Origin of the sequence: Kitasatospora sp. NPDC086791 (assembly GCF_040685975.1) — a bacterium.
Lineage (GTDB): Bacteria > Actinomycetota > Actinomycetes > Streptomycetales > Streptomycetaceae > Kitasatospora.
This window is the reverse complement of sequence record NZ_JBFBOC010000001.1, coordinates 761,855-778,033: the sequence shown is the minus strand read 5'-3', so window position 1 is coordinate 778,033 and position 16,179 is coordinate 761,855. Positions and strand designations below refer to the sequence as shown.

The window sequence follows — 16,179 nt, the reverse complement described above, 5'->3', positions numbered from 1 at the left end:
GCTGCCTCGTCGCAGCCGTGATCATCGGCTCCCTCGCCGTTGTCCGGTACGGCCTGCCGTGGTAGGGGGCGATGCCGGCCCTTCGGAATCCCCGTGGACATGGGCCCAGCCGCGCGGATGAACGCGAAGAGGCACGCCGGTGGGGTCTGGCGGGCAGGTTGTTGGAAGAGTGTTCACGTCCGCTTGACCTGCTGATTCGCGAGGGCGGAGGAGATGGCGCGGAGGTGACGCCCGGGCGCGGATGTGGGGGGTTAATGGTCTATACCAATGCGGTACTGTGGCCCGTGGAGCTGTCAGAAACACGGCTGTGGGGGCCACATGACTGTCCAGCAGGTACCTCCTGCTTCCGTTTTGTCCACTTCCTCTTCCTCTTCCTCTTCCGATCCTCTTGCCCATCTGCCGCAACCGCCCGACGACCAGGAGTTGTACTGGTACTTCGGGCCGCAGCGGAGGTGGGTGCTCGTCGCCAGTTCGGCGGCGTTCGTGTTCACCGCCGGGACCATGCTGACGTTCGCACTGCGGACGCCGGCGCTCTGGGTCTTCCTGGCCGTCCTCGGTCTCAACGTCGTCGCGCTGGTGCTGTCCTCCGTGAACAGCCTGCGTCAGCGGCGGCTCACCCGGCAGTCCCACGAGGTGCTGGTGCACGCGTGGGCGCCGGAGGAACTGCCGACCGTCGACCTGTACCTGCCGACCTGCGGGGAGCCGCTGGACGTCCTGGAGAACGCCTACCGAGCGGTCGCCGGCGTGGACTGGCCCGACGCGCTGACGGTCTGGGTGCTCGACGACGCCGACCGGCCCGAGGTCGCCGAGCTGGCGGCCTCGCACGGGTACCGGTACGTCGTGCGGCCCGACCGGGGGCACCTCAAGAAGGCCGGCAACCTCAACCACGCGCTCACCCTGAGCAGTGCCGAGCTGATCGCGATCCTCGACGCGGACTTCGCGCCCCGGCCGGACTTCCTGCGTCACCTCGTCCCGTACTTCGCTGACCCGCGGATCGGCATCGTGCAGAGCCCGCAGTGCTTCGACACCGACGGGACGATGAGCTGGATCGAGCGCGCCGCCGGTGCCGCGCAGGAGTGGTTCTTCCGCTGGATCCAGCCCTCCCGCGACGCCAGCGACGCGGCCATCTGCTGCGGCAGCAACGCCGTCTATCGGCGGGCCGCGATCGACGAGGCGGGCGGGTTCGCCCGGCTCGACCACAGCGAGGACCTCTTCACCGGCCTCGGCCTGTACGCCAAGGGCTACCGGACACTGTACGTCCCGGTACTGGTCGCCAAGGGCACCTCGCCGGACAACCTCGCCTCGTACGTCAACCAGCAGTACCGCTGGGCGATGGGCAACCTGCACCTGCTGGGCTCGCCCGAGCTCAAGCGGATCGGCGCGCCCTGGCGGATGCGCCTCTGCTTCTACGAGGGCATCGTCGGCTACCTGGCCGCCGCCGTGAACATCTTCGTGGCGCCGCTGCCGCCGCTGGTGATGATGTTCTTCTACCCGGACCAGATCCGGCCCTGGCACGTGCTGCCGATGCTCGCTCCGCTCTGGCTCTGGCACGTGCTGCTGCCCCGGGTCAGCCGGACCCGCTGGCGGATCGAGGTGATCCGCTCCAACGTGCTGATGAGCGTCGCCGCCGGTGTCGCGTTCTGGCACACGCTGCGCGGGCGCAGCGCCGCCTGGGTGCCGACCGGCGCGGCAGGCGCGGTCGGCGCGGCAGGTACGGCCGGCGGGGCCGGTGCGGTAGGTGCGGCCGGCGGGGCCGGCGGGGGCGCCCCCGCCGCGCGCGGCAAGGCCAAGTCCGGCGGGATGGCCCGGAAGGTGGTGCTGCTCTCGATGGCCTGGCTCTGCGCCTCGCTCGGCGCCGGCGCCCTCGGCCTCGCCCTGGCCGTCGCCGAGTACGGCTGGGCGCCCAACTGGGGCCTCGGGCTCTACCTCGCGGTGCAGGCGCAGATCGGCCTGCCGCTGGTCCGTGACCTCCTCGGCGAGGTGCGCGGCGCCGCGCGCGCCGACGCCGCTGCCGCCGCCGGGTCGAAGGCGCCCCGGACCGGCATGCTGCCCCGGCGCTGGCCCGAGGGGCTGGCCGCCACCGCCGTGCTCGTGCTCACCGCTCTGCTCGCCTCCGGCTGGGTCCGCCCGATGCTGCCCTGGCTGGGTTGAAAGGTCGTCGCCTTCCATGCCCTCTCGCCCGATACCGTCACCGCTGCCGTCCTCACGGTCGAGCGTCCCCGAACTGCGGCCGGACGCCTTCACCATTCCCGCCCAACGGGACCGCGCCGCCTCCCGGGGTTCCGATGCCCCGGGCCCGGCGCGCCGTTCGGCCGGCTTCCGCCCCGACATCGAGGGCCTGCGCGCACTCGCCGTGCTCGCGGTCCTGGCGTTCCACGCCGCCGTCCCCGGCCTGGCCGGCGGGTTCGTCGGGGTGGACGTCTTCCTCGTCGTCTCCGGTTACCTGATCACCGGCCTGCTGCTGCGCGAGGCCACCACCACCGGCCGGATCCGGCTCGGTGAGTTCTTCTCCCGCCGGGCCCGCCGGCTGCTGCCCTCGGCGGCGATCGTGCTCGGCGTGGTGGCGCTGTTCGGCGCCTGGCTGACCGTGCCGCTGCGGCGCGCCGACCTGGAGTACGACGTGCTGGCGGCGGCGCTGTCCGTCGGCAACTGGCGCTTCGTGGCCCAGCAGACCGACTACCTGGCCGCAGGGCGGGACGAGAGTCCGCTGCTGCACTTCTGGTCGCTGGCCGTCGAGGAGCAGTTCTATCTGGTCTGGGGTCCGCTGCTGGCGCTGACCGCCTACCTGGTGCTGCGGGTGGTGCGGGGCGGCCGCGCGGACGGACGCGGACGGGCGGTGCGGCCGGTCGCGGCCGCGCTCGCCGCCCTGCTGACCGCCGGTTCCTTCGCGCTGTCGCTGCGCTGGACCCACGATTCCGTCTCGCTCGCCTACCTCGGAACGCCCTCCCGGGTCTGGCAGTTCGGGGTCGGCGCGCTGCTCGCCCTGCTGCCCTGGCACCTGCTGGGCGCACCGCGGGTGCTGCGGGTGCCGGTCGGCTGGGGCGGGGCGGCGGCGATCGTGGGGTGCGTGCTGGCGTACGACACCACCACTGCGTACCCGGGCTGGGCGGCGCTCGTCCCGACCCTGGGCACGGCCGCCGTCATCCTGGCCGGCACCCCCGGGCGGGGCGGGGCCGTGGCGTCCGGCTTCGGCGTGGACCGGGTACTCGGCCTTCGTGTGCCGCGCGCGATCGGCCGGCTCTCCTACAACCTGTACCTGTGGCACTGGCCGGTGCTCGTCCTCGCCGGCGCGAAGTTCGGCCCGCTGGACTGGCCGGTGAAGGTGGCGCTCACCGCCGCCGCCGCGCTGCCCGCCGCCGCCGTCATGCGGTGGGTGGAACAGCCGCTGCGGCACAGCCGGACCGTTTCCGAACTCCCGCGCCGGGGGCTGTCGTTGGGCCTCGCCTCGATGGTCATCCCGGTGGTGCTGGCGCTGGTCGTCGGCTCCGGCACGCTGCGTCTGCTCGGCCCGGCCGTGCCGGTCGACCTCCAGGGCCTGCCGCCCGGCTCGTCCGACGGCACCTCGCTGCTGGTGCGCACCGCGGCGCCGGCGAAGGGGGCGGCGGTGGTGCCGGACGCCGTCCAGGCCCGCAAGGACTTCCCGCCGGACGGCGAGTGCGAGGTCGCTCCGACCGCCACCACCAGCCCCGACTGCCGCTTCGGTGTGGTCGGCAGGCCGGACCGGATCGTGCTGCTCGGCGACTCGCACGCCGGCCAGTGGTTCTCCGCGCTGCTCGCGCTCGCGGCCGAACGGCGTTGGGAGCTGGAGGAGTTGGTCAAGCAGGGCTGCCCGCTGCCGGAGATCCCGGTGGTCAACCCGCAGTTGGGCCGGGCCTACCGCGAGTGCGACACCTGGCGGGCGAACGCGCTGACCCGGCTGAAGGAGGGGACGAAGCCCCGGCTGATCGTCGTCTCCGCCCTCAACCGGTACACCGACGACCGCGAACTGCTGCTCCAGGGCTGGGAGAAGACCCTCTCCCCGCTGCGCGAGCTCGGTGTCCCGATCGTCTACCTGCGCGACACCCCGATCCCCGGGACTGACGCGCCGGCCTGCGTGTCCGGCCACACCGACGACCCGGCGGCCTGCGAGTTCCCGCGCGACAAGGCGCTGTGGGCGGACCCGCTCGCCGACGAGATCGCGGCCGGCCGGGTGCCGGGGGTGCGCACCGTGTCGGTGAACGACGTCATCTGCCCCGGCAACGGCCGCAGTTGCCCGGCCGTGTTGGAGCGGATCCTGCTCTACCGCGACGACGCGCACCTCACCAACGTCGCCGTCGTCGTCCTCACGCCGCGCCTGGAGCGGCTGTTGACGGAGTCCGGCGCCCTGCCTCCCAAGGGCGCGCCCGCTGCGGCGGCGCCGGTCACCGCGGACGGCTGGACGCAGCTGCTGCGCGACGACTTCGACGGTCCGGCCGGCAGCCGCCCGTCCGCCGCCAACTGGCAGTACGACCTCGGTACCTGCTACCCCGGCTGCCCGGCCGCGCAGTGGGGGACGGGCGAGATCGAGACCATGACCGACTCGACCGCGAACGTCCGGCTCGACGGCCGGGGCGCGTTGGAGATCGTGCCCACCAGGGACGCCGCCGGGCAGTGGTCGTCGGGGCGGATCGAGTCCCGCCGCGCCGATTTCGCCCCGCCGCCCGGCGGTGTGCTGCGGATCGAGGCCGGGATCGCCCTGCCCGACGTCACCGGCCCGGCCGCCGCCGGCTACTGGCCCGCCTTCTGGACCCTCGGCGGCGAGCTGCGCAACGGCTACACGGGCTGGCCCGCCATCGGCGAGCTGGACGTCATGGAGCAGGTCAACGGCCGGGACGCGGTGTTCAGCACGATGCACTGCGGCGTCCTCGACGGCGGCCCCTGCCAGGAGCCGCGCGGTCTGGGCTCCGGTGACCAGCCCTGCGGTGCCGAGTGCCGCGCCGGCTTCCACCGGTACGCGGTGGAGGTCGACCTCACGCCGGGCGCCGAGCAGGTCCGCTGGTACCTGGACGGGCGGGAGCTCCACCGGGTCGCCGCCGCGCGGATGGACCGTGCGACGTGGGACCGGGCCGTCGGCCACGGCCTGTTCCTGATCCTCAACGTCGCCGTCGGCGGCAACCTGCCCACCGCGTTCGGCGGCGCCGTCACCCCGGCGACCGAGCCCGGGCACCCGATGCGCGTCGACTACGTCTCCGTCGCCACGAAGCCGTAGCGGCGATCCGTGGCGGCGTTCCGTGGCGGACGCGTTGGGCGTATTCGGCACACCATCCATCGGGCGCCGTGAACGGCCTTGAACGGGGGCTTCATCGAGGGGGCCGGCCGACGCCGGCCCCCTCGATCCGTTGCGAGTCACGTGGCAGGACGAGGACGGCGGACGCTCCGCGGCGCCGCCCCCGCACTCGCGCCTTCGACGGCGAGGACTCGGTGAAGCACTGGACCGGGGCGATCACCGCCACGGGCCGGCCCGTGCGCGCCGTCCTCGGGTACCGCGTCGGGGGCCTCCACGCGCCCCGCCTCGCCCAGCCCGTCGCCGAGCACCGGGGCGAGGAATCGGCCGTCGTCCTCTCCGGCTCCGAACGCCCCACCCGGCCGGAACGGCCACCGACTTCCGCGTGGCCGTCACCGGGGCACGGGGGTGGGCCGGGGGCGGGGTCAGGCGGGCCGGGGGAGGTAGGCGAGGCCGTGGGCGCCGGGTTCGGCGCGCTTGGGGACGGTGAGGCGGGAGACCGGGGTGAGGGCGTCGAGGGCGATGACGTCGACGGTGGAGGAGACGACGGAGGAGACGTAGGCGAAGCGGCCGTCGGGGGAGGAGGTGATGGTCAGGGGGAAGAGGCCGACCTCGACGGAACCGAGGTGGCGGTGGTCGTCGGCGGAGAAGACGGTGAGCCGGCCGGGGAGCTGGCGGCCCAGCCCGGAGGCCGGGTCGGGGGTCGAGCGGACCTCGCCGGCCAGCAGCCGGCCGGTGGAGGTGAGGTGGACCGGGAGGGCCGGGGACCCGGTGGGGAGGGTGGCGACGACCGCGGCCGAACCGGCGTCGATGACGCGGATGCCGGGGGTCGCGTCGGGCTTCGCGTCCGGCTTCCCGGCGAAGCCGAGGTAGGGCCCGGCGACGTACGCGTGGGTGCCGTCGGCGGAGACGGCGAGGCCCTCGCTGCCGGGGACCTCGACCTTGGCGGTCAGGACGCCCCGGTCCAGGTCCACGACGGAGACGAACGGGGCCTCCTTGTTGGTGGCGTAGCCGGTGCGCCCGTCCGTGGACACGGCGAACCAGTGCGGTCCGGGGGCGTCGGTGTCGATCCGGCCGATCGGGCGGCGGGTCCGGGTGTCGATGACCACGACGCCGCCGGGGCGGTCCGGGCCGCCCTCCACGCTGACGTAGAGGCGGTGCCGGGCGGCGTCCAGGGCCAGTCCGTGCGGACCGTGTTCGGGGGCGAGGTCGATCACCTCGACGATGCGGCGGGTGTCGGCGTCGATGACGGTCAGCTCGGTGCGGCGGCCGCCGTGGGCGTGGTAGTAGCCCGAGTGGTAGGCGGTGGTGCACCAGAGCAGCCGCTGGGTCGGGTCGAAGCACAACTCGTGCGGCTCGGCGAGGACTTCGAGGGTGTCGAGGAGCCGGTCGGTGGCGGCGTCGAAGAAGGAGACGGTCGGGCCGCTCTGGCTGACGACGGCGAGGACGTCACCGGCGAGGTCGGAACGGTCGACGGCGGCGGAACGGTCGACGGGGGAGGGGGACTGCGACATCAGGGCTCGGCTCCTTGGGCGGGCCTTCGTGGACGGCTCCACTCTCGTCCGCCGGGCGACGCCGAACAATGCAAGGATGGGCATCGGATAGTTGACTCGGATGCAAAAGTGCAGCTCAGGAGCGTGCCTGATGGACCTCAACCTGCTGCGGGCCCTGGACGCCCTGCTCCAGGAGAACAGCGTGACCCGGGCCGCCGAACGCCTCGGCAGTTCGCCGGCGGCGGTGAGCCGGACGCTGGCCCGGCTGCGCCGCGCGGTCGGGGACCCGCTGCTGGTGCGGGCCGGGCAGGGGATGGTGCCGACCCCGCGGGCGCTCGAACTGCGGGAGGAGGTCGGCGCGTTGCTGCGCGGCTGCGACGACGTGCTGCGGCCCGGGGCCGGTTTCGACGCGGTGCACCTGGACCGGACGTTCACCGTGCAGGCCGGTGAGCTGATGCTGGTGCGGATGGCCGGGGTGCTCACCGAGCGGATCCGGGCGGAGGCCCCGCGGGTGGACGTGGTGTTCCTGCCGGAGGCGCTGGAGGGCGGACCGGCGCTGCGGCAGGGGCTGGTCGACGTCGAGCTGGGCGTGATCGGGCAGGTGGACCCGGAGGTCCGCACCCGGCAGCTGCTGCGGGCTCCGCTGGTCGGGGTGGCCCGCGCCGGCCACCCGCTGTTCGACGGCCGCCGGATCACCGCCCGCCGCTTCGCCGAGGCCGACCACATCGGCATCTCGCGGCGGGGCAAGCGCCTCGGGCCGATCGACACCGCGCTGGCCGGACTGGGGCTGCGGCGGCGGGTGGCGGTCGTCGTGCCGAGCCACCCGAGTGCGATGCTGCTGGCCCGGGACACCGACCTGGTGGCGCTCGGCCTGGCGGACTGGCTGCCGGACACCGTCGGCGCGCTGGGGCTGCGCACCTTCCCGATTCCGCTCGAACTCGCCCCGCTGGAGCTGGGGATGGCCTGGCACCCGCGCAACTCGGCGGATCCGGCGCACCGTTGGTTCCGCGAGCACGTCGCGGCGGCCGTCCTGGGCGCGTCCGCCGCGACGTGACGCGAGAGCGCCGTGAGCCGGGCGCGGTACGGATCCCACCGTCCGTACCGCGCCCGGCCGGGCGGGGCTACCGGCGGAGCGGGCCCTCGCAGGTGTAGTCGGCGGTACCGGCCTTGCCGCCGGTCCAGATGTCGACCTTGCCGAAACTGCAGTTCATGTCGTTGAGGTTGTTCGCCCCTTCGACGTCCTTGGTGCGGGTCAGGATGAAGTAGTCCACGGTGTCGGACATGTCCTTGAAGACCTTGTCCGGGTCGGTGGAGTCGGAGAGGTTGGCGGTGATCCTGCCGTTGCAGACGAAGCGCATCGGCTTGTTGGCCCAGTCGCCGTTGTCCTTGCAGGTGGGCGTGGAGGACGTGGCGGCGGCGAACTCGCTCTGGACGTCGTCGGCCCAGGCGAGGTCGAGGGAGCCGTTGGGGACGAAGGTGGTCGACGGGACGTAGAGGTTGTCGACGTTCCTGATCTGCGCGTCGAGGAAGGCCCAGTACTCCTTCTGCAGGCCGGTGTCGGCGCCGACGCGGTCGCGCCAGGCGTCGAAGCCGGCCGGGTCGTCGGCGCGCTGGTAGCCGTACATCTCGCGCAGCAGCGAGGGGTGCTGCTGCCAGAGGAACTCGAAGAAGGTGCCGGCGTAGTTGTAGAAGTGGAACGCCGGGGTGTCGGTGTACCGGGCGTGCAGGAGCTGGGCGACGGTCATCCGGGGGATGCCGGCGGCCTCGTCGGCGGCGAGCTTGCGGACCAGTGACTTGCGGACCAGGATGCCCCGGTCGCGGGTGGCGCCGTCGAAGAACTCGGCGGTGCCCTCGTCCATCGCGGTGGTCTTGTCGTCGGCGTACCAGCGCGGGTCGCCGAAGTAACCAGGCACCGCCCAGCGGCCGTTGAGGTAGTGCACGTACTCGTGGCGGAACAGTTCCTCGAGGGTGAGCTGGGAGTCCTGGGGGACGCGCCGCTGGTAGGTGTAGAAGGTGGCGCCGCGCTCGATGTAGATGCCGCCGTTGCTGGTGCTGTAGCCGGTGAGGATCGGGTGGTAGACCTCGTAGTCGGCGCGCGAGGCGTACAGGTGGATGTGCAGGGTGGAGTTGACGTCCCCGGCGAGCGGCTGGTCGGTGCCGAGCACGCGGAAGTACTGGGTCTTGACCTGCTTGCTCGCGTAGTACATCTGGTCGACGGTGGCCTTGTCGAGGGCGGTGTGGACCTCGATGGCGCCGTTGTCGTAGGTGTACGTGTTGGGGAAGAGCCTGGCCTCCAGGTCGGATATGCAGACGCCGTACTGGTGGCAGACGCCGTAGGTGGCGGCCCAGCCGATGGCCTTGGCCCACGGGTCGGACCACTCGCCGAAGGCGGCCTTGGTGGCGTCGATCAGCGAGCCGAGACCGGCGACGGTGGCGTCGTGCAGGGCCGCGACCTGGCCGAACCGGCCGGTCTCGGCGACGGCGTCGCGGGCGGTCCAGGCGTTCTTGGTGCCCTTGAGGTGGCCCCACGAGGCGTACGCGCGGAACGCGGCGCGGTAGTCGGCGTCGGCGGCGACGGCGGCGAGGAAGGCCGGGTCCTGGTTGTAGATGCCCAGGTAGTTGAGGTTGAGGGCCTGGAGGACGGCCTTGCCCCAGGCGGTGCTGTCGGCGAGGGTGGTGCCGGGGGCGAGCACGCCGAGGATGCGCCGGGCGAGGCCGAGGTTGTTCTGGCGCAGGCCGTCGGCGCCGGCGGTGATGGCGGCCTCGCGCAGGACGTTCGCGGCGAGGTCGGTGCGGTCGAAGGCGTGCGCGCTGCCCGCGTACGCCGTGATCGCCTGCTGGATCGCGCCGAGGGTGGCCCGGTCGCCGAGGTTCAACTCGTGGTGGCCGAAGGCGTGATAGGCGGTCGCGTGCAGGTACGTCCAGAGCTCGTAGACGTGCGAGGAGCCGGTGCCGTCGTCGGTGGCGGACAGCTGGGTGATCCGCTGGGCGACGGCCTGGACGTGGGCGTTGTCCATGGTGGAGGTGAAGCGGGCGTCCCAGGTCCAGAGGATCGAGTTGAGACAGCCGTCGGCGGTGACCGCCGGATCGGCGAGGAAGGCGACCAGCTGGTCGGCGCCGAGGCCGGTGAGCCCGTCGAGGGTGCAGGGCACGCCCGCGCTGGTGTGCGCGGCGGTGGCGGCGCCGGCCGTCGCGACGAGCCGGTCGGCGGTGGGCGCGGGCGCGCCGACGTGGTCGGGCAGCAGCCCGGGGACGAGCGTGGACCCGAGCGAGCCGCCGCCGGGCGCCGGGGCGGGGGCGCCGGGCTTGGCGGCGTCGGTGCCGAGGTGGTCGACGTCGTCGTAGGCGGTGCGCTGGTCGGGGTCGGCGGAGGCGGGGGCGGGGGCCGGGGCGGTGGCCGCCGGGGCCTTCGGGGCCGTCGTGCCCTTCGAGGCGGACGTGGCCCGGGGTATCGGGGTGAGGGCCTGGGCGGTCTGCAGGGTGGGCAGCGTGAGTGTGACGGCTATCGCGGAGGCGAGCAGGACTCGCCTGGCAACGCGGGAAGTTGACACCGGATCTCCTGGAGGGGGACGTGGCAGGGCGGTGCGAGGCGGCAGTGCCGTGGGTTCCGGCCCGGGACTGCCGGGGGGAGGCGGGGGCGGACGCGGTGGGGTGTGTTCGCCCTCGGTGTGAGCCGTAACATAGCAATGTGAAATTGCACCTGCCAAGAGGGTGAACGAGGTTGACCCCCGGTCCGCTCCGCTCCCCCGGTCCGGGATACCCTGTGGGGGTACTGGTGGGCGAGGGCGGCGGGGGGCGAACGACGGTGCGGTCACTGCGGTCACTGCGGTCACTGCCGTCGTTCGGGCCCCGCGTCCCGTGGGGGCTGCGCCTGCTGCTCCTCGCCGCGCTGCTGCTGGGCATCGTGACGATGCACACGCTCGGGCATCCGACCGCGCACTCGGCCGGGCACTCGGCCGGGGCGCACGGCGGGCACGACCGGCCCCCGGTGGCGCAGCATGTCGCCGGGCAGCACGCGATGATGCAGCACGCGGCAGGCGCTGGGCCCCAGTTGCTGGCCGATGACCGGCATCCGCCGGGGGTCGACCCCGCCGCCGACGGCATGGACCCGATGGCGGTGTGCCTCGCCGTCCTGGCCGGCTGGACCCTGCTGCTCCTGGTCGCCGGCCCGCTGCTGCGCCGCAGCGGTGACGCCGCCGCCGAGGTGCGGGCCCGGCTGCTGCGGGCCGTCCGCGCGCTGCCTCCGCCCGGGGGCGGCCGGATACTCCTCGCCCGGCTCTCGGTGCTGCGTCAGTAGGCGTGCGCCGGCCGTCCCGTGCCCGCGTGCGCTGCGATGCGCCCGTGTGCGGAACGGCCGACGCGACGTCCTGTACGCCCACACCACCGCACGAGGTGCACTCCGTCATGCGCACACCCACCCGTCGTACCGTCCTCGGCGCCGCGCTCGCCGCCGCCGGGACCGGCCTGCTCACCGCCTGCTCGTCCGACGCGATGAAGGGGATGGACCACTCGTCCATGAACCACGGCTCCCCGGGCGCCCCGAGCAGCCCGGCCGCCGCCCCCGTCACTCCGGGCGCCCCCGCCGACCCCGCCGGCTTCGTCGCCCCGAACGGTCCGGAGGTCGCCGCCGCCGAGGCCCGGCGCAACCCCGGCCCGGAGCGGAAGGTCGCGCTCACCGCCACCGAGACCACCCTCGACCTCGGCGGACGTACCGTCCGCAGCTGGGCGTACGGCGACCGCCTGCCGGGCGGGGAGGTCCGTGTCACCGCCGGCGACACGCTCGCCCTCACCCTCGCCAACAACCTGCCGCAGCCCACCTCGCTGCACTGGCACGGCCTCGCGCTGCGCAACGACATGGACGGCGTGCCGGGCCTGACCCAGGCCGCCGTCAAGGCCGGCGCCTCGTTCGACTACCGCTTCGCGGTCGGCCGCCCGGGCACGTACTGGTTCCACCCGCACTCCGGAGTCCAGCAGGACCGCGGCCTGTACGCGCCGCTGATCGTCGAGGACCCGAGGGAGCCGCTGCGCTACGACAAGGAGTGGGTCGTCGTCCTGGACGACTGGGTGGACGGCGTCGACGGCAGCACGCCGGACGCCGTGCTCGCCGAACTCGCCCGGGGCACGGGCGGCATGGACCACTCGGGCGGCTCCGGCTCCGGCTCCGGTTCCGATCACGACATGTCAGGGATGCCGGGGATGTCGGGTACGCCGGGGGCGGCGGGCACGCCGGGTGCAGCAGGCGGAGCCGCCGGCCCCTCCCGGATGCTGATGGGTGCGCGCAGCCCCCTGCTCGGCGGCGACGCCGGCGACGTCGCCCACCCCTTCCACCTGGTCAACGGCCGCCTCGCCACCGCGCCCGAGACCTTCACCGCCAAGCCCGGCGACCGGATCCGGATCCGGCTGATCAACGCGGGCGGCGACACCGCCTACCGGGTCGCCCTCGGCGGCCACGAACTGACGGTCACCCACACCGACGGCTTCCCGGTCGAACCGGCCACCACCCAGGCGCTGCTGCTCGGCATGGGCGAGCGCTACGACGTCCTGGTCACGGCCGGGGACGGCGTCTTCCCGCTGACCGCGCTCGCCGAGGGCAAGGGCGCCACCGCGCTGGCCGTGCTGCGCACCGGCGGCGGAGCCGCGCCCGACGCCTCGGTGCGCCCGGCCGAGCTGGACGGCAGGCTGGTCACCGCCGGGCGGCTCAAGGCCGACCCGAGCGTCCGACTGCCCGCCAAGTCCCCTGACCGGACGGTGCGGTTGGAGCTCACCGGCGGGATGGCGAAGGCCGACTGGGCGTTCGACGGACGACGCTACGACCCGGCGCGGCGCCACCCGGTGGCGGCGGGCGAGCGGGTGCGGCTGGAGTTCCGGAACAGTACGAGCATGTGGCACCCCGTCCACCTGCACGGCCACAGCTTCGCGCTGCCCGGCGACGGCCCGCGCAAGGACACCGCGATCGTGCTGCCGGGCACGACGCTGGCGGTCGACTTCGACGCCGACAACCCGGGGCTGTGGATGGTCCACTGCCACAACGTGTACCACGCGGAGGCGGGCATGATGACCGTCCTCGGCTACCTGGCCTGACCTCCGGACGATCATGGGCCGCCGGAGGCGGGAGCTCGCCCGCGGCTCCGGCGGCCCAAGATCGTCGGGCCGGCGGCTCAAGATCGTCGGGCCGGGGGCCGGGCTCCCGCCCACCCCGGGAACCGGACCACCGCACCCTGCCACCCGTCCGACCTGCGCCGTCATGACGTTTTCTTAACGCGGGCCGATGACGTCCCCTTAACGCCCGTCGCATAGCCTGGCGCACTGCCGTCGCCCGACGGCGCTTTTACGGGGTCTTTAAACAAGAGGTGTCACGTGGTTTCGTCGGGTCCGACGGGGACGGCGGCGGTGGACACGCCGTCGGCGCGAATACGGCTGCGGAGCTGGCTGCTGGCCGACATGAGCGCGGAGAAGTCCGCGCCGCCGTCCGGCACGGCAGACGGTCCGGAGGCGCCGCACGAGGGCGCGGCGGCGGGGGACTCCGCCGCGCACGGTGCACACGCCGGCCAGCGCTGGTGGCGGGTGATGTGCCTGACCGGCCTGGACTACTTCTCGACGCTCGGCTACCAGCCGGGCATCGCCGCCCTCGCCGCGGGCGTGCTGTCGCCGATCGCCACCATCGTGCTGGTGGTGGTCACCCTGCTGGGCGCGCTGCCGGTCTACCGGCGGGTGGCCAAGGAGAGCCCGCGCGGTGAGGGCTCGATCGCGATGCTGGAGCGGCTGCTCTCGTTCTGGAAGGGCAAGCTGTTCGTCCTCGCCCTGCTCGGCTTCGCGGCGACGGACTTCCTGATCACCATCACGCTGTCCGCCGCCGACGCGAGCGCGCACCTGGTGGAGAACCCGCACCTGACCGGCGTGCTCGGCGGCAAGCAGGTGCTGATCACGCTGATCCTGGTGGCGCTGCTCGGCGCGGTCTTCCTCAAGGGCTTCAGCGAGGCGATCGGCCTGGCGGTGGCGCTGGTCGGCGTCTACCTGGCGCTGAACGTGGTCGTGGTGGCCGTCGGCCTCTGGAAGATCATCGAGGCGCCGCACGTGGTCACCGACTGGACGGACGCGCTGACCGCCCAGCACGGCAACCCGGTCGTCATGGTCGGCGTGGCGCTGGTGGTCTTCCCGAAGCTGGCGCTCGGCCTGTCCGGCTTCGAGACCGGCGTCGCCGTGATGCCGCACATCGAGGGCTCCGCCGGCGACACCGACGCCAACCCGGCCGGCCGGATCCGCGGCGCCCGCAAGCTGCTCACCACGTCCGCCGTGATCATGAGCTGCTTCCTGATCGCGACCAGCTTCATCACCACGCTGCTGATCCCGGCCGACCAGTTCAAGCCCGGCGGCGACGCCAACGGCCGCGCCCTGGCCTACCTGGCGCACCAGTACCTGGGCGGCGCCTTCGGCAGCGTCTACGACCTCTCCACCATCGCGATCCTCTGGTTCGCCGGCGCCTCCGCGATGGCGGGCATGCTGAACCTGCTGCCCCGCTACCTGCCGCGCTACGGCATGGCCCCGCACTGGGCGCGCGCGGTGCGGCCGATGGTGATCGTGCTGACCCTGATCGGCTTCCTGGTCACCTGGATCTTCGACGCCGACGTGGACGCCCAGGGCGGCGCGTACGCGACCGGCGTGCTGGTGCTGATCAGCTCGGCGGCCATCGCGGTGACCATCGCCGCGTACCGCAAGCGTGAGAAGGGCTGGACCGTCGTCTTCGCGGCGATCTCGGCGATCTTCCTCTACACCACCGTGCTGAACTGCATGGAGCGGCCGGACGGTCTGAAGATCGGTGCCTGCTTCATCGCCGGCATCATCCTGGTCTCGCTGCTGTCCCGGCTGCGCCGCGCCTTCGAGCTGCGGGTCACCAATGTCGCGCTGGACGAGGTGGCGGAGCGTTTCATCCGGGACTACGCGCACCGTCCGCTACGGCTGATCGCCAACGAGCCGAGCCACCGCGACAACGCCGAGTACCGCGACAAGATCCGCCAGATCCGCGCCGACAACGACATCCCGGGCGAGGACGACCTGGTCTTCGTCGAGGTGACCGTCCGCGACGCCTCCGACTTCGAGTCCGAGCTGACCGTCCGGGGCGAGGTCCTGCACGGGCGCTACCGGGTGCTCACCCTGGAGAGCTCCAGCATCCCCAACGCGATCGCGGCGCTGGCGCTCACCGTCCGGGACCGCACCGGGCAGCGGCCGCACCTCTACTTCGAGTGGACCGAGGGCAACCCCTTCGCCCAGTTCCTGCGGTTCTTCCTGTTCGGACAGGGCGAGGTCGCGCCGGTCACCCGCGAGGTGCTGCGCGAGGCCGAGCCCGACCGCTCGCGCCGCCCGCGCGTCCACGTGGGCTGACCCTTCCGGCGCGCCGCTGCCCGTCCGGGGCGTCCCCTTCCGGCCCGTCCGCTCCCCTGAGCGGGCGGGCCGTCGGCGTTCCCGGGCTCCGCCGGTGCGGACGGCTGCCCGGGCCGGGAGCCGGGAAGCGTGACCGGACACGACGCCGCCCACGCCCGGGAGGGGGAGGGCGTGGGCGGCGGGTCTGAGGGGTCGGGACGGGCGGGGACGGGGTCAGGAGGGGAGGTCGAGGACCAGGCCGGGCTGGATGAGGTCCGGGTCCTCCCCGATGGCGCCGCGGTTGAGGGCGTAGAGGGCGGGCCAGCCGCCGGGGATGCGGAGGTGCTCGGCGAGGTCGGCGAGGGTGTCGTTCTCGCGGACCGTCCAGGTGCCGTCCGTGGCGGCTGCCGGGGTGGCGGGAGCGGCCGGGGCGGCCGGGTGCGCCGGGGCGGCGGCCCGGGGCGGCGGGGCGCCGTCGCGGTCGTGGCCGCGGGCGGCGCGGGTGCCGCAGACCGGCCAGGGGGCGAGGCCGCGGTGGCCGGCGAGGTGCTGGGCTACGGCGATCTGCTGGTCGCGGGTGGCCAGGTCGGCGCGCGGGGCGTAGGCGAGGCCGCCGTTGTCGCGCCAGGTCGGCTGGTCGAACTGGAGGCCGCCGTAGTAGCCGTTGCCGGTGTTGACGCGCCAGTTGCCGCTGCTCTCGCAGGCCGCCACGTTGTCCCAGTCGTACCGGCCGGCGCCCGACCGGCCGGGGTCGGACCCGCTGTCGCGGCCCGGGGGTGCGGCGTGGGCCGCGGGGGCGGCGAGGGCCACGGTGAGGGCGCAGAGCGCGGTGGGGACGACGCTGCGGAGACGGGCGGTGGAAGGCATGGGCGGCTCTCAGGTCCGGGGACAAGGCTCGCACCGTCCGGAGGCGGCGCACTCCCACCGACGCACGAGGGGAGGGCCGCCGCGCCGCCGACACGTCCGGCAGGTCACCCGGGCGGCGGCCCGGGACCACCCGGCCGGTCCGCGGCCATCCGGCCGCGCCCGGTTTCACCCACCCGCCCGGAGTGGCCGCGAGTTTCCTCGACGAAGGGTGCGAACGAT

Annotated in this window: 9 protein-coding genes; 6 read left to right on the top strand and 3 right to left on the bottom strand. The window is 73.8% G+C overall.

Translation table 11 applies throughout. The features are described from left to right. The first annotated feature begins 396 nt into the window (after nt 1–396). Nucleotides 397–2,151 (top strand): glycosyltransferase family 2 protein, encoded by a 1,755-nt coding sequence (locus AB0Q99_RS03505; protein WP_363568217.1) that lies wholly within the window; start codon nt 397–399, stop codon nt 2,149–2,151. A 16-nt stretch (nt 2,152–2,167) separates the two neighbouring features. Then, nucleotides 2,168–5,227 carry an SGNH hydrolase domain-containing protein gene (locus AB0Q99_RS03500; protein ID WP_363567993.1) on the top strand — a complete coding sequence of 1,020 codons (3,060 nt, stop codon included), beginning with the start codon at nt 2,168–2,170 and terminating at the stop codon, nt 5,225–5,227. Nucleotides 5,228–5,667: 440 nt separating this feature from the next. On the opposite strand, the gene AB0Q99_RS03495 is transcribed toward AB0Q99_RS03500, so the two are convergent. Further along, a complete protein-coding gene (locus AB0Q99_RS03495; RefSeq protein ID WP_363567991.1) occupies nt 5,668–6,756 on the bottom strand; it encodes a YncE family protein in 1,089 nt (362 codons plus the stop codon). Between the two features lie 130 nt (nt 6,757–6,886). Between AB0Q99_RS03495 and AB0Q99_RS03490 the strand changes: the two genes are divergently transcribed. Next, entirely contained in the window at nt 6,887–7,789 is a 903-nt protein-coding gene (locus AB0Q99_RS03490; RefSeq protein WP_363567989.1) for a LysR family transcriptional regulator, read from the top strand. A 67-nt stretch (nt 7,790–7,856) separates the two neighbouring features. On the opposite strand, the gene AB0Q99_RS03485 is transcribed toward AB0Q99_RS03490, so the two are convergent. Further along, nucleotides 7,857–10,286 carry a collagenase gene (locus tag AB0Q99_RS03485; protein ID WP_363567987.1) on the bottom strand — a complete coding sequence of 810 codons (2,430 nt, stop codon included), beginning with the start codon at nt 10,284–10,286 and terminating at the stop codon, nt 7,857–7,859. A gap of 254 nt (nt 10,287–10,540) precedes the next feature. On the opposite strand from AB0Q99_RS03485, the gene AB0Q99_RS03480 reads away from it, so the two are divergent. The 3 genes from AB0Q99_RS03480 to AB0Q99_RS03470 all read left to right on the top strand — a co-directional run bounded on the left by AB0Q99_RS03480 (nt 10,541) and on the right by AB0Q99_RS03470 (nt 15,114). After that, a complete protein-coding gene (locus tag AB0Q99_RS03480; RefSeq protein ID WP_363567985.1) occupies nt 10,541–11,032 on the top strand; it encodes a hypothetical protein in 492 nt (163 codons plus the stop codon). A gap of 107 nt (nt 11,033–11,139) precedes the next feature. Then, nucleotides 11,140–12,816, top strand: coding sequence for a multicopper oxidase family protein (locus AB0Q99_RS03475; RefSeq protein ID WP_363567983.1), 1,677 nt, complete (start codon nt 11,140–11,142; stop codon nt 12,814–12,816). Nucleotides 12,817–13,302: 486 nt separating this feature from the next. Then, on the top strand, nt 13,303–15,114 hold the full coding sequence (locus AB0Q99_RS03470) for an amino acid transporter (RefSeq protein ID WP_363568215.1): 1,812 nt from the start codon (nt 13,303–13,305) through the stop codon (nt 15,112–15,114). 213 nt (nt 15,115–15,327) lie between these two features. Here the strand turns inward: AB0Q99_RS03470 and AB0Q99_RS03465 are convergent, their stop codons facing one another. Further along, nucleotides 15,328–15,960: a transglycosylase family protein gene (locus AB0Q99_RS03465; protein WP_363567981.1), complete on the bottom strand. Its 633-nt coding sequence runs from the start codon at nt 15,958–15,960 to the stop codon at nt 15,328–15,330. Nucleotides 15,961–16,179 lie beyond the last annotated feature (219 nt).

Excerpts from the sequence above, each read along its gene's own strand:
- AB0Q99_RS03475 (WP_363567983.1), top strand. The coding sequence starts at position 11,140 with ATGCGCACACCCACCCGTCGTACCGTCCTCGGCGCCGCGCTCGCCGCC.
- AB0Q99_RS03490 (WP_363567989.1), top strand. The coding sequence starts at position 6,887 with ATGGACCTCAACCTGCTGCGGGCCCTGGACGCCCTGCTCCAGGAGAAC.
- AB0Q99_RS03465 (WP_363567981.1), bottom strand. The coding sequence starts at position 15,960 with ATGCCTTCCACCGCCCGTCTCCGCAGCGTCGTCCCCACCGCGCTCTGC.
- AB0Q99_RS03470 (WP_363568215.1), top strand. The coding sequence starts at position 13,303 with ATGTGCCTGACCGGCCTGGACTACTTCTCGACGCTCGGCTACCAGCCG.
- AB0Q99_RS03500 (WP_363567993.1), top strand. The coding sequence starts at position 2,168 with ATGCCCTCTCGCCCGATACCGTCACCGCTGCCGTCCTCACGGTCGAGC.
- AB0Q99_RS03495 (WP_363567991.1), bottom strand. The coding sequence starts at position 6,756 with ATGTCGCAGTCCCCCTCCCCCGTCGACCGTTCCGCCGCCGTCGACCGT.